The sequence below is a fragment of the Streptomyces sp. NPDC045021 genome, assembly GCF_056432645.1.
In genome coordinates, this window is sequence record NZ_JBWKIQ010000013.1 from 93549 (window position 1) to 120472 (window position 26924).

The 26924-nt window shown below is 71.7% G+C and carries 25 protein-coding genes and 1 pseudogene; 8 read left to right on the top strand and 18 right to left on the bottom strand.

Going from position 1 to position 26924, the window contains the following annotated elements; translation table 11 throughout:
• Positions 1–62: 62 nt before the first annotated feature.
• The 12 genes from moeZ to AC07DC_RS32550 form a co-directional block, all read right to left on the bottom strand.
• Positions 63–1241, bottom strand: coding sequence for an adenylyltransferase/sulfurtransferase MoeZ (gene moeZ / locus AC07DC_RS32495; RefSeq protein WP_283467953.1), 1179 nt, complete (start codon positions 1239–1241; stop codon positions 63–65).
• Positions 1242–1351: 110 nt separating this feature from the next.
• Positions 1352–2185, bottom strand: coding sequence for a spherulation-specific family 4 protein (locus tag AC07DC_RS32500; protein WP_478918069.1), 834 nt, complete (start codon positions 2183–2185; stop codon positions 1352–1354).
• Entirely contained in the window at positions 2173–3084 is a 912-nt protein-coding gene (locus tag AC07DC_RS32505; RefSeq protein WP_478918070.1) for an NAD-dependent epimerase/dehydratase family protein, read from the bottom strand. The genes AC07DC_RS32500 and AC07DC_RS32505 overlap by 13 nt, the downstream gene beginning before the upstream one ends.
• A 79-nt stretch (positions 3085–3163) precedes the next feature.
• Positions 3164–5122: a hypothetical protein gene (locus AC07DC_RS32510; protein ID WP_478918071.1), complete on the bottom strand. Its 1959-nt coding sequence runs from the start codon at positions 5120–5122 to the stop codon at positions 3164–3166.
• Positions 5119–6876, bottom strand: a complete 1758-nt coding sequence (locus tag AC07DC_RS32515; protein WP_478918072.1) for a DUF3492 domain-containing protein — start codon at positions 6874–6876, stop codon at positions 5119–5121. Before AC07DC_RS32515 ends, AC07DC_RS32510 begins: the two co-directional genes overlap by 4 nt.
• Positions 6877–7124: 248 nt before the next feature.
• Positions 7125–8837, bottom strand: coding sequence for an ABC transporter ATP-binding protein (locus tag AC07DC_RS32520; protein WP_478918073.1), 1713 nt, complete (start codon positions 8835–8837; stop codon positions 7125–7127).
• Complete coding sequence (locus tag AC07DC_RS32525; RefSeq protein ID WP_478918074.1) at positions 8834–9823, bottom strand: ABC transporter permease; 990 nt, start codon at positions 9821–9823, stop codon at positions 8834–8836. Before AC07DC_RS32525 ends, AC07DC_RS32520 begins: the two co-directional genes overlap by 4 nt.
• Entirely contained in the window at positions 9820–10818 is a 999-nt protein-coding gene (locus AC07DC_RS32530; RefSeq protein WP_478918075.1) for an ABC transporter permease, read from the bottom strand. The genes AC07DC_RS32525 and AC07DC_RS32530 overlap by 4 nt, the downstream gene beginning before the upstream one ends.
• Positions 10815–12530, bottom strand: coding sequence for an ABC transporter substrate-binding protein (locus AC07DC_RS32535; RefSeq protein WP_478918076.1), 1716 nt, complete (start codon positions 12528–12530; stop codon positions 10815–10817). The genes AC07DC_RS32530 and AC07DC_RS32535 overlap by 4 nt, the downstream gene beginning before the upstream one ends.
• 175 nt (positions 12531–12705) lie before the next feature.
• Complete coding sequence (locus tag AC07DC_RS32540; protein ID WP_478918077.1) at positions 12706–12798, bottom strand: Ms4533A family Cys-rich leader peptide; 93 nt, start codon at positions 12796–12798, stop codon at positions 12706–12708.
• A 127-nt stretch (positions 12799–12925) separates the two neighbouring features.
• Positions 12926–14287 carry a DUF3152 domain-containing protein gene (locus AC07DC_RS32545; protein WP_478918078.1) on the bottom strand — a complete coding sequence of 454 codons (1362 nt, stop codon included), beginning with the start codon at positions 14285–14287 and terminating at the stop codon, positions 12926–12928.
• 43 nt (positions 14288–14330) lie between these two features.
• The gene (locus AC07DC_RS32550) at positions 14331–15344 is read right to left on the bottom strand and encodes an alpha/beta fold hydrolase (RefSeq protein WP_478918079.1); all 1014 of its coding nucleotides are present in this window, start codon (positions 15342–15344) and stop codon (positions 14331–14333) included.
• A 105-nt stretch (positions 15345–15449) separates the two neighbouring features.
• On the opposite strand from AC07DC_RS32550, the gene AC07DC_RS32555 reads away from it, so the two are divergent.
• The 4 genes from AC07DC_RS32555 to AC07DC_RS32570 all read left to right on the top strand — a co-directional run bounded on the left by AC07DC_RS32555 (position 15450) and on the right by AC07DC_RS32570 (position 17224).
• Positions 15450–15686, top strand: coding sequence for a hypothetical protein (locus AC07DC_RS32555; RefSeq protein WP_478918080.1), 237 nt, complete (start codon positions 15450–15452; stop codon positions 15684–15686).
• 103 nt (positions 15687–15789) lie between these two features.
• A complete protein-coding gene (locus AC07DC_RS32560; RefSeq protein ID WP_138350982.1) occupies positions 15790–16431 on the top strand; it encodes a TetR/AcrR family transcriptional regulator in 642 nt (213 codons plus the stop codon).
• Positions 16432–16601: 170 nt separating this feature from the next.
• The gene (locus tag AC07DC_RS32565) at positions 16602–16832 is read left to right on the top strand and encodes a DUF3107 domain-containing protein (RefSeq protein ID WP_478918081.1); all 231 of its coding nucleotides are present in this window, start codon (positions 16602–16604) and stop codon (positions 16830–16832) included.
• 113 nt (positions 16833–16945) lie between these two features.
• On the top strand, positions 16946–17224 hold the full coding sequence (locus tag AC07DC_RS32570; protein WP_478918082.1) for a hypothetical protein: 279 nt from the start codon (positions 16946–16948) through the stop codon (positions 17222–17224).
• Positions 17225–17260: 36 nt separating this feature from the next.
• Here AC07DC_RS32570 and AC07DC_RS32575 read toward each other — a convergent pair whose 3' ends face one another.
• Positions 17261–17989 carry a ferritin-like fold-containing protein gene (locus AC07DC_RS32575; protein ID WP_478918083.1) on the bottom strand — a complete coding sequence of 243 codons (729 nt, stop codon included), beginning with the start codon at positions 17987–17989 and terminating at the stop codon, positions 17261–17263.
• Positions 17990–18215: 226 nt separating this feature from the next.
• Here AC07DC_RS32575 and AC07DC_RS32580 point away from each other — a divergent pair.
• Positions 18216–20031, top strand: a pseudogene (locus tag AC07DC_RS32580) (DEAD/DEAH box helicase); the annotation flags it as partial.
• A gap of 144 nt (positions 20032–20175) precedes the next feature.
• Positions 20176–21036: an alpha/beta fold hydrolase gene (locus tag AC07DC_RS32585; RefSeq protein WP_478918084.1), complete on the top strand. Its 861-nt coding sequence runs from the start codon at positions 20176–20178 to the stop codon at positions 21034–21036.
• Between the two features lie 4 nt (positions 21037–21040).
• Here AC07DC_RS32585 and AC07DC_RS32590 read toward each other — a convergent pair whose 3' ends face one another.
• Positions 21041–21937 carry an NYN domain-containing protein gene (locus tag AC07DC_RS32590; protein WP_478918085.1) on the bottom strand — a complete coding sequence of 299 codons (897 nt, stop codon included), beginning with the start codon at positions 21935–21937 and terminating at the stop codon, positions 21041–21043.
• A 124-nt stretch (positions 21938–22061) separates the two neighbouring features.
• Here AC07DC_RS32590 and AC07DC_RS32595 point away from each other — a divergent pair, with 124 nt between their 5' ends.
• Positions 22062–22202: a hypothetical protein gene (locus AC07DC_RS32595; protein WP_478918086.1), complete on the top strand. Its 141-nt coding sequence runs from the start codon at positions 22062–22064 to the stop codon at positions 22200–22202.
• A gap of 84 nt (positions 22203–22286) precedes the next feature.
• Here AC07DC_RS32595 and AC07DC_RS32600 read toward each other — a convergent pair whose 3' ends face one another.
• The 4 genes from AC07DC_RS32600 to AC07DC_RS32615 form a co-directional block, all read right to left on the bottom strand.
• Positions 22287–22895 carry a MarC family protein gene (locus AC07DC_RS32600; RefSeq protein WP_138350988.1) on the bottom strand — a complete coding sequence of 203 codons (609 nt, stop codon included), beginning with the start codon at positions 22893–22895 and terminating at the stop codon, positions 22287–22289.
• A 146-nt stretch (positions 22896–23041) separates the two neighbouring features.
• Positions 23042–23899, bottom strand: coding sequence for a PHP domain-containing protein (locus AC07DC_RS32605; protein WP_478918087.1), 858 nt, complete (start codon positions 23897–23899; stop codon positions 23042–23044).
• 82 nt (positions 23900–23981) lie between these two features.
• Positions 23982–24620, bottom strand: coding sequence for a DUF6758 family protein (locus AC07DC_RS32610; protein ID WP_478918088.1), 639 nt, complete (start codon positions 24618–24620; stop codon positions 23982–23984).
• Between the two features lie 159 nt (positions 24621–24779).
• On the bottom strand, positions 24780–25367 hold the full coding sequence (locus AC07DC_RS32615; protein WP_478918089.1) for a suppressor of fused domain protein: 588 nt from the start codon (positions 25365–25367) through the stop codon (positions 24780–24782).
• Between the two features lie 425 nt (positions 25368–25792).
• Between AC07DC_RS32615 and AC07DC_RS32620 the strand changes: the two genes are divergently transcribed.
• Entirely contained in the window at positions 25793–26908 is a 1116-nt protein-coding gene (locus tag AC07DC_RS32620; RefSeq protein ID WP_478918090.1) for a magnesium and cobalt transport protein CorA, read from the top strand.
• Positions 26909–26924: the final 16 nt, after the last annotated feature.

Genomic DNA, 26924 nt, shown 5'->3' on the forward strand with positions numbered 1-26924 from the left:
GTGAGGGCCCGCACACCGTTCCCGGTGGGCGGGCCCTCACGTATGCGCAGCCGGCGGTACCGCTAGTACACAGGCTTGTGCGGCTCGATCGTGTGCACCCAGCCGATGACGCCGCCACCGACGTGCACCGCGTCCGAGAAGCCCGCGGACTTCAGGACGGCGAGGACTTCCGCGGAGCGGACACCCGTCTTGCAGTGCAGGACGATGCGCTTGTCCTGGGGCAGGTTCTGCAGGGCGGTGCCCATCAGGAACTCGCCCTTGGGGATGAGCTTGGCGCCCGGGATGGAGACGATCTCGTACTCGTTCGGCTCGCGGACATCGATGATCTCGATGTTCTCGCCGTCGTCGATCCACTCCTTGAGCTGCTTCGGCGTGATCGTCGAACCGGCGGCGGCCTCCTGGGCCTCCTCGGAGACGACGCCGCAGAAGGCCTCGTAGTCGATCAGCTCGGTGACGGTCGGGTTCTCACCGCAGACCGCGCACTCCGGGTCCTTGCGGACCTTGACCTGGCGGTAGGTCATCTCCAGCGCGTCGTAGATCATCAGACGGCCGACCAGCGGGTCGCCGATACCGGCGAGCAGCTTGATCGCCTCGGTGACCTGGATCGACCCGATGGACGCGCAGAGCACGCCCAGCACGCCGCCCTCGGCGCAGGAGGGGACCATGCCGGGGGGCGGGGGCTCCGGGTAGAGGCAGCGGTAGCACGGGCCGTGCTCGCTCCAGAAGACGGACGCCTGTCCGTCGAAGCGGTAGATCGAGCCCCAGACGTAGGGCTTGTCCAGCAGCACGCACGCGTCGTTGACCAGGTAGCGGGTCGCGAAGTTGTCCGTACCGTCGACGATCAGGTCGTACTGGGAGAAGATCTCCATGACGTTCTCGGCCTCGAGGCGCTCCTCGTGGAGAACGACGTTCACGTACGGGTTGATGCCGAGGACGGAATCGCGCGCGGACTGGGCCTTGGAACGGCCGATGTCCGCCTGGCTGTGGATGATCTGGCGCTGCAGGTTCGACTCGTCGACCTCGTCGAACTCCACGATGCCGAGCGTGCCGACACCGGCGGCGGCCAGGTACATCAGGGCCGGCGAGCCGAGGCCGCCGGCGCCGACGCACAGCACCTTGGCGTTCTTCAGCCGCTTCTGTCCGTCCATCCCCACATCGGGGATGATCAGGTGGCGCGAGTACCTGCGGACCTCGTCGACGGTGAGCTCGGCAGCCGGCTCGACCAGGGGTGGCAGCGACACGGGGACTCCGGATCGGTAGGCATACGGGTGTACGGGTGGTTCTCTCCGTAACACTGCCACGCCGGTCTTCATTCCGAGACACCCGGTCCGAGGAGCGAGACCGATGGGGCTCAGATACTGGGCGGTGGCTGCTTTCGTAACGTTCGCACCGATTCGTCCCAGTAACCGGCCAGACCCTCCCACGGGTCGGTGCCGTCCCGGTCGGTGCGGTCCGTGAAGCAGACGGTGGCCGCGCCCTGCCAGCGGGCGATCCGCATCGCCGTCTCCAGATGCGACCGCGGCACGCCGTGGACAAGGTGCGCGAAGCGCTCCGGCGGGTACGCGGCCGTCCACTGCGGCGCCTCCGACCAGCGGTAACGGGTCCACGGGCCGGAGAACGTCACCAGCTGGTCGGCGACCTCGGCGTACCCGGGATACGGGTGCGAGCCGTGCCCCAGCACGATGTGACCGTCACCACCGTCGCCCTGCCCGGCGCCACCGTCCCCCGCCAGCAGCGCCCGCAGCGTCGTCGTCACCCGGCGGCACTCGTTCTCCGCGGAACGCTCCGTCGGCGCGCGGTCCACGTAGAAGCCGTCGACCCGGTACCAGTCCAGGTAGTGGGAGGCGTCCGAGACCAGCTCGCCGAACGGCCGCGTCCCGAGCGCGGCGTCCAGATGGCCGAGAACCGGCACCCCGCTCTCCCGGACCCGCGCCACCGCCTCCGTGTACAGCGGATCGGGCCGGGTGCCGGGGCCGCGGGCCACGTTCAGCACCACCCAGTGCAACGGCGTTCCCGGCCGGGCGAGTTCACCCCACTCGCCAGGTGCCACCAGCGGGTGCGCGTTCACCGGGACCCCGAAGCCGAGCCGGTCATTACGGGCCCGGCCGACCGCTCCCGGGCCGGCTCCGCCGGAACGGTCGCGCAGCCCCGCACCCCAGAAGTGCGGCGGTCTCAGACGCGGCATGCCGCCTCCATCCAGACATCGGCCAGCGATTCCTCGAGGCCGATACGGGGCCGCCAGCCCAGCCGGTCACGGGCCGTCCGTACGTCCGCCTGCTGCCAGATGCCGCAGCCGTCGGGGTACGGCGGCGGGCCGGGCGCGACCTGCGGCTCGTCCAGCTCGTGCAGGGTGCCGTCGTAGCCCGCGACATGCGCGAGCCCGGCAGCCATGTCACGCATACGTACGGCCCGGCCCGATCCGATGTTCACCAGGCCCTGCGCGGCCGACAGCGACGCGGCGTGCACCGCACGCGACACGTCCCGGACGTCGATGAAGTCGCGCTGCACGGCGAGACCGCCGAGCTTGAGCTCGCCGTCACCGCTCTGCATCGCCCGGCGCAGCGCCTCGGCCAACCGCCCCAGCGGTGAGCTCGTCGGCGTGCCGGGGCCGACCGGGCTGAAGACCCGCAGCACCACCGCGTCGAGACCCGAGCCGAGCACCAGCTCGGACGCGGCGAGCTTGCTCACCCCGTACGGGCCGCCCGGCCGCGGCACCGCGTCCTCGGGGGTCGACGCACCGACCGGCGAGGGCCCGTACTCCGACGCGCATCCCACCTGGACCAGGCGCGCGCCGGTGCTGCTGCGCCGCATCGCCTCGCACACGGTCGCCACCGCCACCGTGTTGTGCCGGGTCAGGTCGCGGGCACCGCCGCGGGTCGCACCCGCGCAGTTGACGACGACGCCCGGGTGCACGGCGTCCAGGAACCGCGCCAGCGCGCCCGGCGCCCCGCTCGCCAGGTCGAACCGCACATCCGCGTCATCGCTGCGCCCCAGCGCGGTCAGCTGTACGGCGGGGTCGGCGAGCAGCCGTTCGGCCACGTGCCGGCCGAGGAATCCATCGGCTCCGAGCAGCAGCACTCTCATCGGCCGACACCTCCCTGCCGGTGGCCTTGCCGGTGCGCTGTCCCGCGCGGTGGGGGGAGCGGGGTGGTTCGGTGCGTGATCAACGTTTCTCCTGGTTGGTGTTGCGGAGGTCTGTGGTGCGGAGAGCGGCGGCGGGGGTGTCCGTGCGGGCACCGGTGCCGTGCGCCGAGGCCCGGGTGAGGGCGCGGAAGGCGTGCAGGACGAGGGCGGTGGCGGCGCAGCCGCAGGCCAGGGCGGGTATCGCCGCCGGACCGGCCCATCGGACCGGGGCCGCGAGGGCCGCCAAGCCCGGCACGCGGTGCAGTACGGCCGCGGCGAGCGCGGCTCCTTCGGCGGCGGCCGCAGCGCCGGTCCCCCACGCCGCCGCCCTGGTGAAGCCGTGCACCGCGAGCAGCCGGGCCGTGAACAGCAGCATCCCGAGCGCGGCGGCCCCGGCGACGCCGGCAGAACCGCCCAGCGCGGCGGCGGCCCACAGGACCGCGAGCAGCGCCGAGAGATACAGCGCGAGGGTGCCGGCGAGCAGCGGGCGCACCCGGGCGGCGAACTCCCCGAGCCCGCGGCTCAGCGCGAGCTCGGCCCGCGCCCGCAACGCGAAGCGGTGCGCGCACCACGCCGCGGGTGCCAGCGTGAGCGCCAGCGCCACGAACGGGCCGGTGGCGGGCGCCTCGAACGGTGCGTCGAGCACTCCCGCCAGCAGCGGGCCGCCGCACAGCGCGAACGCCAGCAGCCACACGCCCCACAGCGCCCCGCCGCCGCCCTCGGTACGCAGCGGGCCGCGCCGCAGCGCCGCCCAGGTGGCCGGCGCGACGAGCAGGGCGACCGCAGCGCCGAGGGCGGGTGACCGCGACACGAACGCGGCCGCCGCGGCGCAGCCCGCGCCGGGCAGCAGATGCAGCAGACCGACGCGTACCGGGCCGACGCGGGCGGCCGTCCGCTGTTCGCCGGACCGCTTGCCCGCGTCGCCGTGCGGGACGCGGGCGTACAACTCGTCCGCCAGCGAGAACACGTCCCGGTGCCGGAAGCGTCCCGCCACCCGGTCCGTGACGCCGTGCGCCTCCAGCCCGGCAGCGATCTCCAGCATGTCCACCGCCCCCGCGCACAGCTCCTCATGCCGGTGCATGACCCCGCGCACAGGATCAGCAGGCCCCCGCCGCCGCGCCACCGCGGCCCTCCCGGCGGGTTCGGCCACGGTGTCCGGTGCGTCGGTGTCCTGGGCGTCGGTGGCACGGGCATCGGTGTCCTGGGCGTCCGTGCCAGCGGCCAGAACAGCAGCCTGGGCGGGGCCCCCACCGTCGCCGGACGGCAGGAGCGGCTGCGGCGCCACGAGCATCGTTCCGTCGTCCGCGGCGGCGGCACGGACCGGACGGTCCGGATCCGGCGTGTCCTCCGCCGGCCCGGCGTCCGGCGGCTCCGGCGCGATCGCGCGGCCGTCCGTTCCCGGTCCGTAGCCCAGCGCCGCCACGACCCGCGCACGGATCTCGCCCGCGGCGTCGAGCACGGCGGTCGGCGCCTCCGCGTGCGGGTCGGCCCCGGAGGCGACGTCGCCCTCCGGCCGGGCGATCACGTCATCCGCGGTCACGCGGTCCGGTGCGGCTACGGAATCCACCGCGTCGGAAGGATCGACGCAGTCCCTCAAGCCGTCAGCCGCGGCTTCGGCCATCGCAGCGCCGTCGGCCGGGCCCGGGTCACCGACCCGGCCGGAGTCCGGGAGCTCGACGCAGTCGCCCAAGTCGCCCAAGTCCTCGGCCGCGGCTTCCGCCATCGCGACGCCATCGACCGGGCCCGGGTCACCGACCCGGCCGGAGTCCGGGAGCTCGACGCAGCCGCTCAAGCCCTCGGCCGCGGCTTCCGCCATCGCGACGCCGTCGTCCGGCTCCGGGTCTTCGACCGGGTCGGAGGCCGGGCGGCGGAAGGCCGGGGGGAGGAGGTCGGCGCCGGGGAAGGGCTCGTTGGGGGGCGTCGGATCGGTGGGGGCGTCCGCGAGGATGCGGGCGAGGAGCGCGGCCTGCGCGGATCCATGGGTCGGGGTGGCGGTCATGTGAGGTCACCGCCCGGGAACGGGAAACCCGCGGGTTGCGGGCGGCGGGCCCAGGTGGGGGCGGGCAGGACCGGCGTGAGGCGGCCGGGGACATGCGCCTCGGCGGGCTCCGCGAAGGGGCGCGGCACACCGTCGGTGTCGAGCAGCGGCTCGCGCCGTACGGGACAGTGCGCGACCAGCTCCAGATAGATCTCGCGGAACGCGCCCACGCACCGCTCGACGGTGAAGAGTTCGAGCGCCCGCTCGCGCGCCGCGGCGCCGAGCCGGGCGGCGCGCTCGGGGTCGCGCAGCAGCGCGAGGCAGGCGTCGGCGAGCGCCTTGGGGTTGCGGGGCGGTACGACCAGGCCCGTGCCGCCGATGACTTCTCGGACGGCGCCCACGTCGGTGGAGACCGTCGCGCGTCCGCAGAACATCGCCTCGACGAGGCTCAGCGGGAAGCCCTCGACGATGCTGGACAGGACGACGACGTCGCCGGAGGCGTACGCGTCGGCGAGCTGCGGGGCGCCGGGCGAGCCGATCTCCTCGAAGGTGACGGGACTCTCGCCGACGGTCACCGCGTCCTGGGCCTCGTCGGGGAAGAGTTGGGCGGCCAGCGTGCGGCACCCCGCAAGGTAGCCGTCGACACCGCCGCGGACATGCAGGATCCGGAGCCGTGCGCCCGGTTCCGCTCTGCGTATCGCGTCGAAGGCGTGCAGGAGCGCGATGAGGTCCTTGGCCGGGTCGGGGCGGCCGACCCAGGTGAGGGTGGGGTCGGCGTGCCCGGCGGGGGCGTCCGCGCCGGCCGCCTCCGCGGCTTCGCCGGCGCGGGCGAAGCGGGCGGCCTCCATGCCCGGGTAGACGGTCCGCAGCCGGGAACGGTCGGCGCCGCACCGTTCCTGCCAGCGCCGGGCATGGGTGCTGCCCGGGGTGATCAGAGCGGCCTCGCGGTAGGACTCACCGGCGAGCAGCCGGTGGAACGCGGTGAGGAGGGCGCGGACTTCGGCGGAGAGCCCGGACGCGCGGTGCGCGAGCAGCGCCTCGCGCAGCCGGACGCCGTACTCCGTGACCAGGAGCGGGGTTCCGAAGAACCGTTTGGCCAGCAGCCCGGGAAGGGTCGCGGGTCCGCCGGAAACGGCATGGCACAGATCGGCGGCGCCGAGCTCGTCCGGTTCGTACCAGGGTGCGGAGAGCGGTCTCAGGGCGCGTTCGAGGAGTTCGGCCGCGGTGAGCAGGTCCGCCACGCCGGCGGCGGTCAGCAGGGGTCGTACGCCGGGGGCGCGGCAGGCGTCCTCCAGGGCGCGCAGGGCGTGCTCCGACTGGAGCAGTCCCGGCAGGCCGCCCTCCTCGCGGGCGAGTTCGGCCAGCCCGTAGAGACCGGAGGCGAAACGGTCCGCCCGGGCCCCTCCGTAGCCGTCGGAGCCGGTGTCGGAGACGGCGCCGTCGGCGCAGCCCGCGGCGGATCCCTCGTCGCCGCCCGCCAGCGCGCCGACTAGCTCCCGGTAGTGGTGCAGGAACCGGCGGCGGCGCGCCCGGCGGGCCGCCCGGCCGCGGCAGCCGTCGTCCTCCGGCGGCGCGCCCCACAGCCGTTCGCTGCGCACCCGCCGCACCTGCGACGGCAGTTCGACCTGTCCGCCGGTCTCCGTCCGCTCGGACCTGCTGAGCGCGTACACCTCGAATTCGTGGCCAGGAAGCCCGCGCACGAGCCGGTCGCACCAGGCGCCGCCTTCACCTCGTGCATACGGATAGCCACCCTCGGTGAGCAACGCGATGCGCATGTGTACGCCCCCCTTCCTTCGCCGGTCCGCCGGAGCCATGGCCGGGAGGGCGGATGGGTCTGCCCGGCGCGACGACGGTATGCCGGTACGACAGTGGCGCGACGGACGGTTGTCCGCCGCGCCACCAGAAGGGGTGAACGGTCGTAACTTCTCGCACCACAACGCGTTGTCGTCGCTTAGGGTGCGCGGAACAACACACTCCACTCAGTCGTTTCCGACCGCGGAGCGCCCCGTCCGGAGTGCCGTCCTCAGACTCCGGCGAGCCCCTTCCGGGTCGCGCGCCGCGCCGCGGATTCGACCGGGTCGAGCACCGGGACGGCCGCCAGCAGACCCTGGGTGTAGGCGTGCCGGGGCGCGTCGTACACCGCGTCCGCCGGTCCCTCCTCAACGATCTTCCCGGCCCGCATGACCGCGACCCGGTCGCTGACCTGCCGCACCACCGCCAGGTCGTGCGCGATGAAGACCAGCGAGAGCCCGAGGTCGCGCTGCAACTCCCCGAGCAGCGCGACGACCTGGGCCTGGGTCGTCACGTCGAGCGCCGAGACGGGCTCGTCGCAGACGATCAGCTTCGGGGACGGCGCCAGCGCCCGTGCGATCCCGACCCGCTGCCGCTGGCCGCCGCTGAACTCGTGCGGGTAGCGGTGGTACCAGTCCGGTTCGAGTCCGACCCGCTCCAGCAGCTCCCGCACCCGCTCGACGACCGCCTTGTCCGAGAGCTCCCCCGCCGCCCGCAGCGGGTCGGCGATCGACTCGCCGATGCTGCGCCGCGGATTGAGGGACGAGACCGGGTCCTGGAAGACCATCTGCAGCTCGCGGCGCAGCGGTCGCAGCGCCTTGTCGCTCAGCGAGCCGATGTCCCGCCCCGCGTAACGGAGTTCACCGTCCGTGGGGTCGAGCAGCCGCACCAGCATCCGGCCGAGGGTGGTCTTCCCGCTGCCGCTCTCACCGACGATGCCGAGCGTCTCGCCTCGCCGAACGGTGAGCGACACGCCGTCCACGGCGGTCACGGTGTCGCGGCGCTTGCCGAACTCCCGCCGCAGGCCGACCGCTTCGAGAAGCGGCGCCTCGACGGCAGCCGGCTCGTCGGCCGTCCGCTGCTTCACAAGGAGGACGGGCCGGGGCGCGTCCACCTGCGGCACCGCCGCGAGCAGCGCCCGCGTGTAGGGCTCGCGCGGGGCGTCCAGTACGGCGCTCACGGGTCCGCGTTCGACGGCGGAGCCGTTCCGCATGACGAGGACGTCGTCGACGCTGCCGGCCACAACACCCAGGTCGTGGGTGACGAGCAGCAGCCCCATGCCGGTCTCGGCACGCAGCTCGTGCAGCAGATCGAGGATCTGGGCCTGGACGGTGACGTCGAGTGCGGTGGTCGGCTCGTCGGCGATCAGCAGCCGCGGTTCGCAGGCCAGCGCCATGGCGATGAGCGCGCGCTGGCGCATGCCGCCGCTGAACTCGTGCGGCCGGGCGCGCGAGCGCCGGGCTGCGTCCGGGATGCCGACCCGGTCGAGCACCTGGACGGCCCGCTCGCGGGCAGCCCGCCGGGTCGCCTTCACATGGACGCGGTAGACCTCGGCGATCTGGTCACCGATCGCGTAGTAGGGGTCGAGCGAGGAGAGCGGGTCCTGGAAGACCATCGCCGCCCGGCCGCCGCGCAGCCGCCGCAGCTCGGTGTCGTCGGCGCCGAGGACGTCCGTCCCGGCGACCCGTACGGTGCCGCCGGTCCGCGCGCCGGTCCCCCGGTGCAGGTCCAGCAGCGCGTACGCGGTAGCGCTCTTGCCGGAGCCCGATTCGCCCACGATGCCGAGGGCGCCGCCCGCTTCGAGCCGGAAGCTGAGGCCGTCGACGGCCCGTACGGTGCCGGAGGCGGTGGGGAACTCGACGACGAGGTCCGTCACCTCCACCAGCGGCTCGGCGAGTCCGGCCGTGGCGGCGGAACCCACAGCGGAATCGATGGCCGCGCTCATGCCAGCACCACCCTTCGGTCGGCCAGCGCGTAGAGCACGTCCGCGGCGGCGTTGGCGATGACGACGGCGAAGCCCATGACGAGCACGATGCCCACCACGACGGGCAGGTCCTTCAGCTCGACGGACTGCACGAGCTTCTGGCCCAGGCCGGGCACGTTGAACAGCGACTCGGTCAGCAGCGCGCCGCCGAACATCGTGCCCAGGTCGAGCGCGGACAGCGCGATCACCGGAGTGAGGGCGGCGCGCAGCGCGTGCCGCCCGATGATCGCCCGCTCGCTGACGCCGTAGGCGCGGAAGGTGCGGATGTGGTCCTCCGCGAGCGTCTCCAGCATGGAACTGCGCGTCAGCCGCGCGTACTTGGCGGACTCGACGAGGGCCAGTGCCAGCCAGGGCAGCAGCAGGTTCCAGGCCCACTGCTGCGGGTCGTCGGTGAACGGCACGTACGAGGGGTAGGGCAGCCACTGCAGCACCGAGCAGAAGAGCATCAGCAGCAGGATGCCGATGATGAACACCGGGGTGGCGGTGCCGGCGAGGGTGAGCCCGGTGAGCAGCCGTTCGGTGGGCCGGCCGCGGCGCAGCGCGGACAGCACCCCGGTGCCGATGCCGAGGATCAGCCACAGCACCATCGCGCCGAGCGCGAGGGAGGCGGTGGCAGGCAGCTTGGCGACGAGGATGTCGGTGACCAGTTCGCCGGTGCGGTAGGACTGGCCGAAGCAGGGCGCGGAGCAGTGCACCGTGCCGGTGCCGGTGCTGTAGTCGTGACCGGTGGCGATGCCCTGCAGGAAGTGCCAGAACTGCACGTACACCGAGTCGTTCAGGCTCATCTGCTCGCGGACCTGCACGAGCTGGGCGGGCGAGCACTTGGGCCCGCAGGACAATTGCGCGGGGTCGCCGGGCGCCAGGTAGAAGACGGCGTACAGCACGACGGCCAGCACCAGCAGGACCACCGCGGCGGAGACCGTACGGCGCAGCAGGAAGCGGATCATGACGCGGCCTCCTCGCGCTTGCGGCCGGTGCCGACGCGGAGCCGGCTGGCGGCGCGCGGGTCGAGCGCGGTCCTGATCCCGTCGGCTAGCACGGTGAAGGCGAGCACGCTGACGAAGAGCATCGCGGCGGGCAGCAGCACGTACGCGGGGTCGGCCTCGTACCAGGTGTTGGCGCTGGAGAGCATCTGGCCCCAGGACGGCGTGGGCGGCTTCACGCCGATGCCGAGGAACGACAGCCCGGACTCGATGACCATGTTGGCCGGGATGAGGAGCGCGGCATACGTGATGACGGGCGCGACGAGCGACGGCAGCAGTTCCCGGCGGGCGATCCGCCAGGTTCCGGAGCCGGCGAGCCGGGAGGCGGCCACGTAGTCCAGCGACTTGAGGCTGAGCACCTGCGCCCTGACGAGCTTGGAGATGCTGCCCCACGCGACGAAGCCGATGATGAGCGCCAGCAGCAGCGGGCGCGGGAAGCTGTCGGGGACCACGGCCATCAGCGCGATGGCGAAGACCAGCGCGGGCATGGTGATCATGACGTCGGTGACGCGGCTGAGCAAGTTGTCCACGAAGCGGTTGCCGAGCCCGGCGGCGAGGCCGGTGCCGACGCCGACGAGGATCTGGACGAGGGTCGCGCCGAGTGCGACGGCCAGCGAGATCTGGGCGCCGTGGACGAGGCGGGCGAACATGTCGCGGCCGGTGCCGGGTTCGACGCCGAGCCAGTGGTCGCCGCTGATCCCGCCGAAGGTGCCGAGCGGGACGCCGCCGGAGGCGGAGTCGACGAGCTCGGGGTGGTAGGCCGTGGTGTTCTGGCCCTCGATGGCGCTGAGCAGGGGTGCGGCGAGCGCGACCAGGACGAGGAGTGCGATGACGGCGGTGCCGACGACGGCCGCGCGCTGGGCGCGCAGCCGTCGCCAGACCTGCCGGGCCCCCGGGGCGGGGGCGGCCGGGTTGCCGACCGCTCCCGCCTCGACGGCCGTCAGGTCCTGGGTGGTCACTTGACCGAGACCTGCGAGATGTCGAGGACGCCCGTCCAGTCGCTGATCACGACGTTCTTGATGTCCTTGCCGAACAGCCGCTTGTAGACCGGGTGGAAGAGCGGCACGGTGACGGCCTGCTCACCGATCTTCTTGTCCAGCGCGCCCCAGCGGGCCGCGGCGGCCTTGAGGTCGGTCAGCTTGTTGATCTCGTCGATCTCGGCGTTGACGGCCGGGTCGTCGAGCTGCGCGTTGTTGAAGTTGGAGCCGTCCTTGACGATCTGCCGGCCGTCGAAGATCGGGCCGAGGAACGGGCCGCCGGACGGCCAGTCCGCGCCCCAGCCGGTGAGGAAGAAGCCCGGCTCGGTCGAGACGTTGTGGATCTTGTCGCTGAACGCCTTGTGCTCCTGGCCGTCGAGCTTGACGGTGATGCCGGCCGCCTTCAGCGCGTCCTGGACGGCCGTGGCGACCTCGGGGCCCTGCTCGTCGGCCTTGGTGACGTCATGGGTGAGCGAGACGGTGATCCCGTTCGGGTAGCCGGCCTCCGCCAGCACCTGCTTGGCCTTGGCCGGGTCACCGGTCTTGCCCGCCGGGAACGGGTCGTACGGCGTGTAGCCGAAGGACGCCTGCTCCGGCAGGTACGTGGTGGCCTGGTCGGCGAGCGAGGAGCCGCCGACCGCGTTGACCACGGTGGTGCGGTTGACCGCGTACGCGATGGCCTGGCGCACCTTCGGGTTGTCGAACGGCTTCACCTTCGGGTTGAAGGCGATGTAGTCGGTGTAGCCGAAGTGGCCGGTGCCGACCCGGCTCGCGAGTGCCTTGTCGCCGTTGACCTTGGCCAGCTCGGCCGGGCCGAGGTTGGTGTCGGTGGTGACGGCGGCCGCGTCCTTGCCGGAGCCGGTGGAGAGCCGCTGGTTGATGACGGCCTGGTCGAGACCCGACTGGACGTCGATGCTGTCCGGGTACGCCTTGCGCTGGTCGTCGGTGGCCTGCGACCAGTTGGGGTTGCGCTCCAGCACCAGGTGCTCGCCGTTGTTCTCGTTCTTGATCACCTTGTACGGGCCCGAGGAGACCGGGTGCTCCGCGTACTTGGTACCGGTGTCCTTCGCCTTGGGGACGGGGGCGAACGAGGTCTGCGTGGCCAGGAACGGGAACTCGCCCTCGGGCTTGTTCAGGTGGAACACGATCGTCCTGGCGTCCGGCGTCTCCACCGACGCCAGGCCCTTCTTGTCCTTGTACGGGCCCTGGTACGCGGCGCCGCCGATCAGCCAGTCGCGCAGGTAGGGTGCGCCGCCGGACAGCTCGGCCGCGAAGGAGCGCTCGATGCCGTACTTGATGTCGGCGGTCGTGATGGCCGTGCCGTCCTCGTACTTCAGGCCGTCCTTGAGGTGGTACGTCCAGACGGTGGCGTCCTTGCTCGGCTCACCGGTGTTGGTGGCCAGGTCCGCGGCGACCTTCGAGCCCTCGGCGCCGTTCGCCCGGGTGCGGGTGGTCAGCGTGCGGTAGACGAGCGAGGGCACGTTGCCACCGCCCGAGGTGTACAGGCGGGCCGGGTCGAAGTCCTCCTGCGCCTGGTTGTTCAGCACGTACAGGGTGCCGCCCTTGGCGGGCTTGGCGTCGGAGGAGGCCTTGGCACCGCTGTCCTTCGGGCCGCAGGCGGCGGCCCCTCCGGCGAGGGCCAGACCAACGGCTACCGCTGCCACGCGGCGGGATATGAGGGACAGTTGACGCATGAGAGATCGGCCTTTCGCGGCTGCGAGGTGTGACGGCAGGATTCAACGAATACCCGCGGGCAGCAGCAGCCGCTTCCCCTCAACGGAGAATTGGCTCGAACTCAGGGGGGTGCGTCTGCCCACGGAAGGACAGTCCGGGGCGGAGGCAGAAGCCTCTACACGACCGAACCGTGGGTCAACGACAGAGAATGTCGGCTACGCAGATTTCGGCCACGCCGAAGAGAGCCAGCTCGATGCTGGCGTCCTCGGAGACGTGGCGGTGCGACATGCCCAGAAGCGTGGACGATGATCCCGCCGATGTCAAAAACCCGGTCGGCGAGACCGGTCGGCAGGACCGCTCCCCGCCCGCCGGGACCGCTCCCCGTCCCGGCGGGACGGGAAGCCACTCGGGCCGCTCAGGCCTTCGGGAAGGGCCAGGCGTTGGGCTTGCAGGTGGGGCCGCCGTCGAGCGACAGGAACTTCGTCTGCTGCATCATCACCGGTGCCAACGCGCCCGCGGTCGGGCAGCCGACATGGCCGTGTCCGAGCCGGTGGCCGACCTCGTGGTTGATGAGCATCTGCCGGTACTCGTGCATCCGATCGGGGCCGAAGGTGTCGGCGCCCTGCGCCCACCGGAACGCGTTGATCATGGTGCGCTCGGTCGACGCAGCGTCACATGACACATTGTCAACTGTGGTGTCCAGGCCGGATTTCGCACACCACTTCGCGGTGGTTCCGGGACTGGCGAGCGTAACGACGATGTCGACCGGGCCGGATGACACCCGCTCGAATGTCTTGATCCCGCCGTGTCCCCAACTCCGGTCGTCGTTCAGGGTCTTGAAGACCGTCTGGGTGAAGAGCGCGGCATCGAGGGGCAGGCCCTTCTCCACGTCCACCCGGAAGCGCAGCACCTTCCCCTTGCCGGGGGCGGGATCGTGTCCCGGCATCGTCTGGAACTGGCCGCTCAGGCTCAACTTGGGGTCCAGCGGATACTGCCTGGCCATCAGTTGGTCGTAACTGGCGACGGCCACGGCGGGTGCGTTCGACGGTGCGGCGCCGGGCGTCGGACGCTCCTTCGACCGCGAGGCCGCGTCGTTGCCGTCGCGCGTAGCGCCGTCGGAGGCGCCGGCCTCGCTGTGCGCCGAGCCACTCTTGCCGACCTGACCGGCGACGACCACGGCGAGCACCGTCACCACCGCGGCGGCGGCGATCCCGGTGAACGCACGGCCCTTGCCGCCACTCTTCCTGCCCGTGTCAGCCGCGGTGGCCGGCAGCGCGGAGTCCACGACGGGCTCCGGCTCGGGAAGCATCTCCCGCTCGGCGCGCGGCCGGGGTATCCGGTGGCCGGGCGGGGCCTCGAAGGCCTGCGGCGGGAGAACGGGCTGGTCGAAGGTCTGCCACTGACCGGTGTCGTACGGGTCCGGGACCGGGTGCACGGGCTGGTCGAAGGTCTGCCACTGGCCGGTGTCGTACGGGTCCGGGATCTCGCCCGGCCGGTATCCGACGCCGTGGCCATGGCCGCGGCCGGTCTCCGCCGCCCAGCCGTCCTGGGCGCCCCAGGCGGCGTGCTCACGGTGCTCGGGGTGCGGGCGGGCGTCCGGGTAGCCGCCCGCGTACCCGCCGTCGTAGCGGGCGCTCGGCGCCTGGACCTGGGACGGGACGGAAGCGGGCGAGGCGCCCCGGCGTCTGCGGCCCTGTCCTGACCGGCCGCCGCCGAGGGTGCTCGATATGTCGTTGTCGCGGCTCTGCCGGCCGCCGCCCGCGCTGTGCTTCCCCACGCCCTGTATCAGCTCCTGCTCGCCGCAGCGCTCGTCTTGTCGTTCATACCGCGCTCGTCCTGTCGTTCATTACGTGACCGTCCGTCCTGGCGTTCAACGCGTGACCGTCCGTCTGGTCGAGCAGGTCCCGGAAGGCCCGTGCCACCACGTCAGGGTGCTCCATCATCGCGACGTGCCCGCTGTCGGGCAGCGTTACCAGCCGCGAGTCACGGAACGCCTGGGACGCCTTCCGCGCCATCCGGAAGGAGACCAGCTTGTCCCGACCGCCGTAGACCAGCAGCGTCGGCGCGAGTACCCGCTCCGCCTGCCGCCACAGCGACTGTTGTCCGCCCAAGGTGTACGCGTTGACGATGCCCCGTGTCGAACGCACCATCGCATCCCAGAAGTACGGCAGCGCGATCCGCCGCTCGTACTCGGCGACCGCTTCCGCCCGCGCCCGGTCACCCACGGACGAGGCGTCGCCATAACAGAGGGCGAGCAGTTCCTGGGTGCGCCGCTCGGCCGGCCAGCCTCGGGTCGCCCGCATGTAGAGCGTCGGGATCCCCGGCATCGAGACGAACGCCGTCGGCCACGCGCTGCGCTGCGGCGGAATCTCCGGCAGCGCCGGCGAGACCAGCGTCAGCGTCCTGACCAGGTCCGGACGGGCGGCCGCGACCTTCGTCGCCACCGCGCCGCCCAGCGAGTTCCCGAAGAGGTGGACCGGGCCCCGGTCGCCCGACTCGATCAGCCGGACCACCGCGCGGGCGTGCCCGGCGACCGAGTAGTCGCCGTCGTCCGGCGGGGGTGAGAAGCCGAAACCGGGCAGATCCGGTGCCTGGCTGTCGAGCCGGTCCGCCAGCCGGTCCATCAGCTGTGTCCAGTTCTGCGACGAACCGCCCAGTCCGTGCACAAGAACGGCCGGTTCGAGTCCGTCGCGCTCCTGCGTCCGCTCGCGCACCACCAGCGAGAGACCGGGCAGGCTCACATTTCGCTGCGTTTCCCCTGGTCCGAGCCGCGGCCCCTGCGGGGCGACGACTGCGGGAGCGATCGCAGCGTGGGGAGACTCCGTCGAGGACATGGGGCAATGTTACGAGACGATCACGCATGCGCTTGTGTGTTCGCCCTCACAGGCTGCGCGCGGCATCGCCCTCTCCTACGCTCGACAGTAAGGAAGGGAGTCATCGTGTCCGACGAAATCCAGATTTCCGAGGATGAATTCGAGGCCGCCACCGACGATCGGGCGGCAGAACTCGACATCGAAACCCCTGAAGCCGATGCCGCCGAGCAGCACACCGACGTCGTCCAGCGCCACGACGTCCCGGCCGGGGAGGACTCCGATTCGCCCGTCGCGTCCGCCGATGCCGCGGACGCCGCGGAACAGCGTCGTGTCGTCAACCTGGACGAGGAGGACTATCGCTGAGAGGTTCCAGGTAGTGAGAATGTGCTCTCGCACCGCGCACAGCCCCGTTACCGAAAAGTACGATGGCCTCCGCAGTGTTCCTTCAACAGAAATGGGAGGCGGCGTGACAGCCATCGAGCACACTCAGGCACGCCCGCGCGGCACCCGCCTGCCCCGCCGGGCCCGGCGCGAACAACTCCTGGGCGCGGCCCAGGAAGTGTTCGTCGCACAGGGCTACCACGCCGCCGCGATGGACGACATCGCAGAGCGGGCCGGCGTCAGCAAGCCGGTGCTCTACCAGCACTTCCCGGGCAAGCTGGAGCTGTACCTGGCACTGCTCGACCAGCACTGCGAGTCACTGCTGCAAGCAGTGCGTACCGCGCTGGCCTCCACCTCCGACAACAAACTGCGCGTCGAGGCGACCATGGACGCCTATTTCGCGTACGTGGAGGACGAGGGCGGCGCCTTCCGGCTGGTCTTCGAATCGGACCTGACCAACGAGCCGGCGGTGCGCGAGCGCGTCGACAAGGTCTCGTTGGAGTGCGCCGAAGCGATCTGCGAGGTCATCGCGGAGGACACCGGTCTGCCCCGCGAACAGTCGATGCTGCTGGCCGTCGGCCTCGGCGGCGTCTCCCAGGTGGTGGCCCGGTACTGGCTCTCCAGCAACAGCCAGATCCCGCGGGACACCGCCGTCAACCTGCTGACGTCGCTGGCCTGGCGAGGCATCGCCGGCTTCCCGCTGCACGGCACGGACGGCCACCACTGACGGCCGCCGGCCCCGGCTGAAGCCGCCGCGGCCGGCCACCGCCGGTTATTCCCCGTCGCTGTTCGCTACCGGCGTTCATCATCTTCGGATTCGGCACCTCCGAGCCCGGCTAGTGTTTCCTGCGTACGGCGCGAAGACGCGCACACCGCCAGACCTGGAGGTACAGAGCCGTGGAGGTCAAGATCGGCGTGCAGCACGCGCCGCGCGAGATCAGCATCGAGAGCGCGCAGTCGGCCGAGGAGGTCGAGAAGGCCGTCGCGGACGCCATCTCCGGCACCTCGCCGCTCCTGAGCCTGGTGGACGAGAACGGCCACAAGGTCCTCGTCCCCGCAGCCAAGCTCGCGTACGTGGAGATCGGGCAGCCCGCCAGCCGGAAGGTCGGCTTCGGCGCGGCCATGTGACGACGCCGCAGGGCCCGCACCCGTAATCGGGTGCGGGCCCTCCGTTTTGTCCGGCTCCCCGACGGGGTAGGACCGTTATGCAACGGTCGGCCCCCTCGGGAAGGACCCCGTACATGTGGGAAGCAGTCGCATTCGCCGCGCTCGGTCTGGGCATCGCCTACGCCGCCACGCACTTCTTGCCCGCGCGCTTCCCGTCCCGCCCCCTCGTACTGGCCACCGGTCCGGTCGCGGCCCTGGTCGGCGGGCTCATCACCCGTACCGTGCTCGGCAGCGGCCACGCGGCCGTCACGCTCCCGGTGTCGGCGCTCGTCGCGGCGGCGCTGCTCAGCCTGCTCATCCGCCCCGCCGACGACCGGCGCTTTCTCCGCCACTCGGTCGCGGGGCGGGCCTGAGGCCTGACCGGCCCCAGGCCTGAGCCTGAGCGAGGGTCAGGCGGCCAGCCCCAGTGCCGCCATCCGCTTGGTGTGCGCTTCGGTGATCCGGGTGAACATCCGGCCCGCCTCGGCGAGGTCGAAGCCGCCGGCCACTCCCCCGACGAGCATCGTGGAGAGCGCGTCACGGTCGGCGACGACGCGCTGCGCCTGTGACAGCGCCTCACCCATCAGCCGACGGGCCCACAGCGCGAGCCGGCCGCCGACCCGCGGGTCCGCCTCGATGGCGGCGCGGACCTTCTCGACGGCGAAGCTGGCGTGGCCGGTGTCGTCCAGCACGGCCAGGACGAGCGTGCGGGTGTCGGTGTCGAGCCGCGCCGCGACCTCGCGGTAGAAGTCCGAGGCGATCGAGTCGCCGACGTAGGCCTTGACCAGACCCTCCAGCCAGTCCGACGGAGCGGTCTGCCGGTGGAACTCGTCGAGCGCGGCACCGAAGGGTTCCATCGCCTCCTTCGGTGAGGCCCCGATCTCGGAAAGCCGGTCCCGCAGCCGCTCGAAGTGGTGGAATTCGGCCGCCGCCATGGCAGCCAGCTGGGCTTTGTCCTCAAGCTCCGGCGCGAGCTTCGCGTCGTCCGCGAGGCGTTCGAACGCGGCCAGTTCGCCGTACGCCAGCGCACCCAGAAGATCAACCACCGCGGCCCGGTAATGGGGGTCGGCGGAGGCTCCTTCCCAGTCCAGGGCAGCGATTCCGGTGGAAGGTGCGGTCGTCTCGTCAGGCGTCTCCATGGTGCGCACAATAGCCAAGTCCGCGTCCGTCCGGACCACCCCCGCTGTCCCGTCCTACACCATTGATCGGGTGCAGCTGCGTGATTCCGGGGTAGAGTGGTAATGCACTCCGCCGATTTTCGGCAATTTCCTGTGCACTGTACGCAGTATCTGGATGCCCGGTCGGTGGCCCGATCGGCTCCTACACCGACCGCCCTCCTGACAGCAGGAGGGGCCCACTCGCGGCATGTGCGAGGGCAGCGGTCCCGCGCTTCTCAGCCACCCACGGCTGGTCGACACCTGCGCGGTCAGCGCCCGGCGTTCTTTTCCGGACGCGGACGCTCGACCCCCCTCACAGCCCAGTGCCGCGTCTCACAGAAGAGGCAAGCATCCTGACCACCACGACTTTCCGCAGCCTTGGAATCCTTTCCGAGACCGCCGAAGCCCTCGAGGCTGTCGGCATCATCAATCCGTTCCCCATCCAGGAGATGACCCTTCCGGTCGCCCTGGCGGGCAATGACATCATCGGCCAGGCCAAGACCGGCACCGGCAAGACGCTGGGCTTCGGCCTGCCGCTGCTGGAGCGCGTCACCGTCGCCGCCGACGTCGAGGCCGGCCGTGCCAAGGCCGAGGACCTGCCCGACGGTCCGCAGGCCCTGATCGTCGTCCCCACCCGCGAGCTGTGCCAGCAGGTCACCAACGACCTGCTGACCGCCGGCAAGGTCCGCAACGTGCGCGTCCTGGCCATCTACGGCGGCCGCGCCTACGAGCCGCAGGTCGAGGCCCTCAAGAAGGGCGTCGACATCGTCGTCGGCACCCCGGGCCGGCTGCTGGACCTGGCGGGTCAGCGCAAGCTGAACCTGAAGTCGGTCCGCGCCCTCGTCCTGGACGAGGCCGACGAGATGCTCGACCTGGGCTTCCTGCCCGACGTCGAGCGCATCATGGCGATGCTGCCGCCGAAGCGCCAGACGATGCTGTTCTCGGCCACCATGCCGGGCGCCGTCATCAACCTGGCCCGCCGCTACATGTCGCAGCCCACCCACATCCGCGCCACCTCACCGGACGACGAGGGCGCGACTGTCGCGAACATCACGCAGCACATCTTCCGCGCGCACTCCATGGACAAGCCGGAGCTCGTCTCCCGCATCCTGCAGGCCGACGGCCGTGGCCTCGCCATGATCTTCTGCCGCACCAAGCGCACCGCGGCCGACATCGCCGACCAGCTCGCCCAGCGCGGCTTCGCCTCCGGCGCGGTCCACGGCGACCTGGGCCAGGGCGCCCGCGAGCAGGCGCTGCGCGCCTTCCGCAACGGCAAGGTGGACGTGCTGGTCTGCACCGACGTCGCCGCCCGCGGTATCGACGTCGACGGTGTGACGCACGTCATCAACTACCAGTCGCCGGAGGACGAGAAGACGTACCTCCACCGCGTCGGCCGCACCGGCCGCGCCGGTAAGACCGGTATCGCGATCACGCTGGTGGACTGGGACGACATCCCGCGCTGGAAGCTCATCAACAAGGCGCTGGACCTGCCGTTCGACGAGCCGGAGGAGACGTACTCCACCTCCGCGCACCTGTACGAGCTGCTCAACATCCCGGCCGGCACCAAGGGCATACTGCCCCGGGCGGACCGGACCCGTGCCGGCCTCGGTGCAGAGACGGTCGAGGACCTCGGCGAGACCGGTGGCCGCGGCAAGAGCGGTGGCCGCAAGCCCGCCGTCGCCGCTGCCGCGACCGTCACCGAGGAGCGGCCGCCGCGCACGCGCACCCCGCGCCAGCGCACCCGCACCCGTAGCGGCGAGACCGTCGCCGGTGAGAGCGCCGTCGCCCCCGCAGCGGTGGACGCCGCCGTGGCCGTTGCCGTGGCCGTGGCCCCCGCCGAGGCGGAGACCGAGGGCGAGACGAAGGCGGCCCCGCGCCGCCGTCGCCGTACCCGCGCGGCCGCGCCGGCCGCCGAGGCCGCTGCGGTGGCCGTGGTCGAGGCCGCTCCGGCCGACGCCCCCGCCGCCGAGGGTGACGAGGCCAAGCCGGCCCGCCGTCGCCGTCGTACCCGCCCCGCGAAGGCCGAGCCGGCCGACGGCTGACCGATCCGCGCGGCAGCACCCGCAGTAACGCCGACGCCCCCGGAGACCACCGGGGGCGTCAGTGTTCGTCGGTGTGCAGTCGCTGCTTGCAACCTGTCGTACACACGCGTCGCGTAATCTCACCGCATGAGCAGACCGCCGACACTGGAGCTGCCCCACGGGGCCCGCGCGTACCGTCTCGCCACCGCGAGGGGCGAGTTCGCGGTGCTGGACGCGGGGGCGGCGGTCCGTGGGACCGCGCTGCTGGTGCCCGGGTTCACCGGGAGCAAAGAGGACTTCATCGCGCTGCTGGAGCCGCTGGCGCTGGCCGGCTTCCGGGTGGTCGCGGTCGACGGCCGGGGGCAGCACGAGACGGGCGGCCCGGCCGAGGAGAGCGCGTACGCGCAGGCGGAGCTGGCCGCCGACGTCCTGGCGCAGACCGAGGCGCTCGGCGGTGCGGGACCGTTGCATGTGCTGGGCCACTCGCTGGGCGGGCTGATCGTGCGGGCGGCGGCGATCGACGCGCCCGGACTGCCGTGGGAGTCGCTGACGATCATGAGTTCCGGCCCGGCCGCCATCGACGCCGCGCAGCAGGCCAGGACGAGGTTGCTCGTCGAGGCGCTGCCCGCGATGGGGATGGAGGCGGTCTGGCAGGCGATGCGTGCGATGGACGCGGAGAACGCCGACGCGCCCGACGACCCGCCGGCCATCGCCGAGTTCCTGTACCGGCGCTGGATGGGCACCGTCCCGGAGCAGTTGATCGCGACCGGCAAGCAGCTGATCGCGGAGCCGGACCGGGTCGCCGAGCTGGCCGCCGTACCGATCCGCATGCTGGTGCTCTCCGGCGCCGTCGACTACGCGTGGCCGCCGGAGTGGCTCGACGACATGGCGCTGCGGCTGGGCGCTCGGCGTGTGGTGATCAAGGGTGCGGAGCATTCGCCGAACGTGGACCAGCCGGAGGCGACGGCCGAGGCACTGATCGATTTCTGGAGCCCGCAGGGCGAGTGAGGAGTCAGAGCTGGGCGGTGAGGTGGTCCCAGAAGCCGTCGCGCAGCGAACGTCGCAGGTCGGCGTGGCCGCGCAGCGAGATGCCGAGCAGGCTCTCGGCTTCGACGAGCAGTTCCTGGTCGTAGGCCGGCGGCAGGTACGGCCGGCCGGGCAGCAGTTCCGCGAGGGTGTCGCGGCCCCGCACGGCGAGCCACTGGCCGGCGACCCGGGCGCCCACGAAGTGCACGTCCGCCCGCGAGGGCACCGCCGTGTCGCCGTACTCGGGCACGGGTCGCCGGGTCAGGTACGGCTTGCAGAACTCGAGGTCGAAGGTCCGCTGGCTGTCGACCTCCCAGAGCAGGGGGTCGGCCTGGTTGCGGCCGTCGGTGGCTTCGATGCCCCACAGGTGCACGCGCGCGCCGTACCCCTGGGCCGCCTCGACGGCGGAGACCAGGTCCTCGTCACCGCCGATGAGGACCGCGTCGCTGATGGCGCGGTGCCGGGCGAGCGATTCGAGGTCGGTGCGGATGAGGGAGTCGACGCCCTTCTGCTGGCGGCTGGCGTTGAGGTTGCCGAGCCGGACCTTGACGTCGGGGAGTTCGGCGATGCGCTCCTGCTCGCGGGTGTGGATGCGGCGGCGGGCGCCGTCGTACCAGTAGACGCGCAGCAGCCGGCTGTCGGGGAAGAGCGAGCGCGCCTTGTCGATGAACGCCTCGATGATGCCCTCGGCGTCCAGGTCGAAGGTCTGCCGGTCCTCGGTGCCCGCGACGAGGCGGCCCGCGGCGGCGTAGACGTAGCCGGCGTCCACGAACACGGCGTGGGTGGCGGGGGTGGTGGCGACTTCGGCCAGGACCCGCTGGAGGAGCTCGTTGGTGCGCTCGATACCGGCGGCCAGGGCGGCCAGCGCGTTGTCGTTGTCCATAGGTCCGCCATTGTCCCGTACTCGTGAGTACTTAGGCTCGGAAAAGTTTTCATTAGCGTAGGGAATGTTTTAGCGAGGGGGTTCGTTGACTACTCATGGACAGTGCGACGAAGGGAGAAGCACCATGCGCTTCGAGATCATGCGACTCGACGACCGGAACGGCACCGCCATGGACAGCACAGTCGTGGACGCCGCCGCCGTCAAGAAGATCGTCCAGCAGGCCGCGGCCATCGGCCAGCGGATCTACATCCGCCCGGCGATCTGAGACAGCATTCGACGACGGCGCCCCTGTACGAAGGACGTACAGGGGCGCTTTTGCGTGCTGTGCCGTCCGGGGGCACTCGGCGGCTCAGCCCTCGCCGTGCACGAACCCCAGCACCCCGTTGGCCACCTGCTGAACGGCGATGGCCGAGAGCAGCATCCCGGACAGCCGCGTCACCAGCACCACACCGCCCTCCTTGATGAGCCGGATGATCGCCAGCGAGTAGCGCATGACCAGCCACAGCACGACGTGCATGGCGGCGATCGCCAGCCACACCGACGCCTGTTCCCCGAAGCCGTGGGCGTTCTGCACCGCGAGGATCACGGTCACGATCGCACCGGGACCGGCCAGCAGCGGCATCCCCAGCGGCACCAGCGCGACGTTCACGTCCTTGGTCTGGGTCGGCTCGTCCATCTTGCCGGTGAGCAGGTCCAGCGCGATGAGCAGCAGCAGCAGGCCGCCGGCGATCCGCAGCGCCGGGACCGAGACATGCAGGTAGTCGAGGATCTGATGGCCGAACAGGCCGAAGACGGTGATGACGCCGAAGGCGACGGAGGCCGCCTGCCAGGCCATCCGGCGCTGCACCTTGGTGGCGCGCCCGGAGGTCAGCGCGAGGAAGATCGGGGTGATTCCGGGCGGGTCCATGATCACGAAGAGCGTGACGAAGACCGACCCGAAGAGGGTGACGTCGAGCATGTTCAGTGGGGGCTTTCCGCGGTGGGCCGGCAGGACGGGCAGGGCGCCGCGGTCCGAGGCCGGGGCGTCAGGACAGGCGGCAGGAGCGAGCAGCGAAGAGGCGGCGGGACGCCGGGCGTCGGGGCCGCCGGGGGGCGGGAAGGGCGCTAGACGGCGCTGATCGGGACCGCGCCGGTCGCCCTGCGCGCGATCTCCCGGTACACCTCGGGGTCGGTGACGCACTCCCCGAGCCGGCAGGCCTTGCGGCTGCCGTGGTAGTCGCTGGAGCCGGTGGCGAGCAGCCCCGTCTCGGCGGCGAAGCCGCGCAGCCGGGCCCGGGTGGCCTCGTCGTGGTCCATGTGGTCCACCTCGATGCCGTCGAGTCCGGCCGCGGCCAGTGCGGCTATGACGCTCTCCGGAACGGTCTCACCGCGCTTGTGGGCGCCCGGGTGCGCGAAGACGGTGACCCCGCCGGCCGCCTTGACCAGGCGTACGGCGTCGAACGGGTCGAACTCGTGCTTCCCGACGTACGCGCGGCCGTCGTTGGCCAGCCACTGGTCCGTGAACGCGTCCGAGACGCTGTCCACGACGCCGAGGTCGACGAGCGCGGTCGCGATGTGCGGCCGGCCCACGGAACCGTCACCGGCGATCGCGGCGACCTGCTCCCAAGTGACCGGAACGCCCAGCTCCTGGAGCTTGCCGACCATGGCCCGCGCCCGCGGCACCCGGTCGTCGCGTACGAGCTCCCGCTCCCGGAACAGCTCGGGTTCCGCGGGATCGAAGAGGTACGCCAGCATGTGCATGCTGATGCCGTCGATCCTGCAGGACAGCTCCGCGCCGGTCACCAGCGTCAGCGGCGACCCGAGGTCGTGGAGCGCCTTGACGGCCTCGTCATGGCCGCCGACGGTGTCGTGGTCGGTGATCGCCACTACGTCGAGGCCCTCCGCGGCGGCGTTGCGCACCAGCTCGGCGGGGGTGTCCGTACCGTCCGAGGCCGTGGAGTGGGTGTGCAGGTCGATGCGCACGGCACAGCTCCCAACGGCGATAGGCGGTATACGGCACAGGCTTTCGGAAAATAAGGATAGCGGGCCGGGGAACCTGCGAATCTCAGGAGAGCAGCCGGGGAGAGAGCGCACCGCACGACAGCAGGTCGACTTCCGCCCCCGCGTCCCGCAGATCGGTGAGCACCAGCTCGTCGTACATCATGAGCCCGGACTGCTCGGGCCACACGATCGCCCAGAGCCACAGCCCCAGCGCCTCGCCCGCGAAGACCGCCCGGTCGCCCGGCGCGTCCTTCACATGCCACAGCGGGGTGGGCCGGCCCGCGGCCAGCACCTTGGTGTGCGGGGACTGGTCCACACACATCGACGGGCCGGGATCGGGTCCCGGGATGCCCGCGTAGCGCGCGCCGAGGCCCACACCCAGTTCCTCGGCGATCAGCAGCAGCTCACCGGGACCGCCGAGCGGACCGGGACCGGAACAGGCCACCGCGGTCGCCCGCCCGCCGCTGCGGTCGTCGCCCGCGGAGGCCACACCGGAGAAGAGCCAGCCGACCGGCAGCGGCCAGGGCATCCACACCGGTACCTGCGCGCGGTGCACCACGACCCCCAGTGCCTCGACGCTCGGTGGGACGACCGGCTGCAGCGGGTACACGGTCCCGTGCACTCCGCACTGCCAGGCATCGGCGAAGAGGCCGGGCGCTCGCACCCGGCCACCACACTTCGGGCAACTGGGTTCGCCCCTCATAGGGCCCAACGGTCCTCCCGCGACGTGCCCGCGTCAAGGACGATCACCCGTCCGGCGTCGAGAGATCAGCCGTACGCACGGCGGGGCGGGCTCCCGGGGCGGCACTCACGGGGATGGGACCTGCGGCGGAACCGGTGCGACGGTACGGGCGCGGCGCGGTCAGTCGGCGAGCGGGACCGACGGCCGCAGCGGGTCGCGCAGATCCGTGCCGTACTTCAGCCAGCGCTCCTGCAGCGCGGCGCCGCCGTGCACCCGCTTCCAGGCCGCCTCGTTCTGCGTCATGGGGAGCACCGGGAAGAACCGGACCGGATCCAGCGGATCCTCCAGTTCGAGGTCCTCGACCAGGCCGCCCGGCTCGGCGACCAGCACGGCGGAGAACGGCGCGCCGGTCCACAGCGGTCCGCCGACGTCCAGGGAGGCACCGGGAGCCACCACGACGCCCTCGACCTGGGGCGAGGCGGCGAGCACGGCGAGCGGCCGCAGCACCTGGTCGACGGGGGCGAGCCCGGCCCGTACGGACAGCACCAGTTCGGCGCGCGGGCCGCGCTGCGGGTCGGCGACGGTGGCCAGGGGATCGCTCATGGGCTGCCGCGACATGCCGAGCGTCGCGTAGCGCAGTACATCTCCGTCGACGAAGCGCAGCACCTCGATGCGGTCGGTGCCGAGGAAGGTCACCGACGCCCTGCTGTGCCGCTCACCGAACGCCGAGTGCAGTCGCGCCTCGACCAGCTGAAGAAGATCGCCCATACCGCGGAGCATAGGTCCGCCATGCCCGCGACAGGTAGGGGAACCGTATCGAACAGGCAAAGCCGGACAGGAGCGCTCTGGGCGCTTGCTAAGGTGGGGCGTTGGCCGCCGTGAAGTCCGGCGCAGCCATGAGTACACGTCATCCCTCAGCGGGGATCGGCCGGAGGAGGTGGGGTTGACATGGATCATAGTCGACCTTGCAGTCCTGCCCGCTCTTCCTTCCGCCACCTCGCCGGCTGAGCCCTCGCTTTCCATACCCGGCCCCATCGCCGGGAAACACGGAAGTTTCCACTTCCCGTCGGAACAGCCGCCTGCCGCGAGCACCGCGCCGGAAGAGCGCCCTGAACTGCCTTGTGATCACCCTGCCTTGATCAGCATTTCAGTGCGGCTTCCGTGCCGTCGGCCAGTCCGTGAAGGAGCTTGCCATGTCGATGATCCGTGACCTGCGTGCAGTGGTCCGTCCCTCCCTGCGCAAGAGCGCCGTTTCATACGACTACGGCGCGACCCGGACGCCCAGCGCGACGAGCGCGGTGGTGGACTGCGCCGTCTACCGCGACGGCGCGCGGTGCAGCGACCACATCGACCCGGCCGCCGCCCTGGAGAAGGTACGCAGCGGCAGCCGCAGCGAGGGCTTCGTCTGGATCGGGCTGCACGAGCCCACGGAGCAGGAGTTCGCCGGCATCGCCGAGGTGTTCGGGCTGCACCCGCTGGCCGTCGAGGACGCCGTCCACGCCCACCAGCGCCCCAAGTTGGAGCGCTACGACGACATCCTGTTCACCGTCTTCAAGACCATCAGGTACGTCGAGCACACCGAGCTCACCGCGACCAGCGAGGTCGTCGAGAGCGGCGAGGTCATGGTCTTCACCGGCCGGCACTTCGTCATCACCGTCCGGCACGGCGGCCACGGCTCGCTGCGCGCGCTCCGGCACCGGCTGGAGGAGGACCCCGAGCTGCTCGCCAAGGGCCCCTCGGCCGTGCTGCACGCCATCGCCGACCAGGTGGTCGACGACTATCTCGCCGTCACCGAGGCCGTTCAGGACGATATCGACGACGTCGAGATCGACGTCTTCTCCGCCGAGCAGGGCAAGTCCGCGCGCGGTGGCGACGCCGGCCGGATCTACCAGCTCAAGCGCGAGGTGCTGGAGTTCAAGCGGGCCGTCTCCCCGCTGCTGCGGCCGATGCAGCTGCTCAGCGAACGGCCGATGCGGCTGATCGACCCGGAGATCCAGAAGTACTTCCGCGATGTCGCCGACCACGTGGCGCGCGTCCACGAGCAGGTGGTCGGCTTCGACGATCTGCTCAACTCGATCCTGCAGGCGAACCTGGCGCAGGCGACCGTCGCGCAGAACGAGGACATGCGCAAGATCACCGCATGGGCCGCCATCCTCGCCGTGCCGACGATGATCACCGGCGTGTACGGCATGAACTTCGACCACATGCCGGAGCTGCACTGGCGCTACGGGTACCCGATGGTGCTGTGCGCGACCGTCGCCATCTGCTTCAGCATCCACCGCGGATTCCGGCGCAACGGCTGGCTGTAGCACCGGCGGTGCTCGG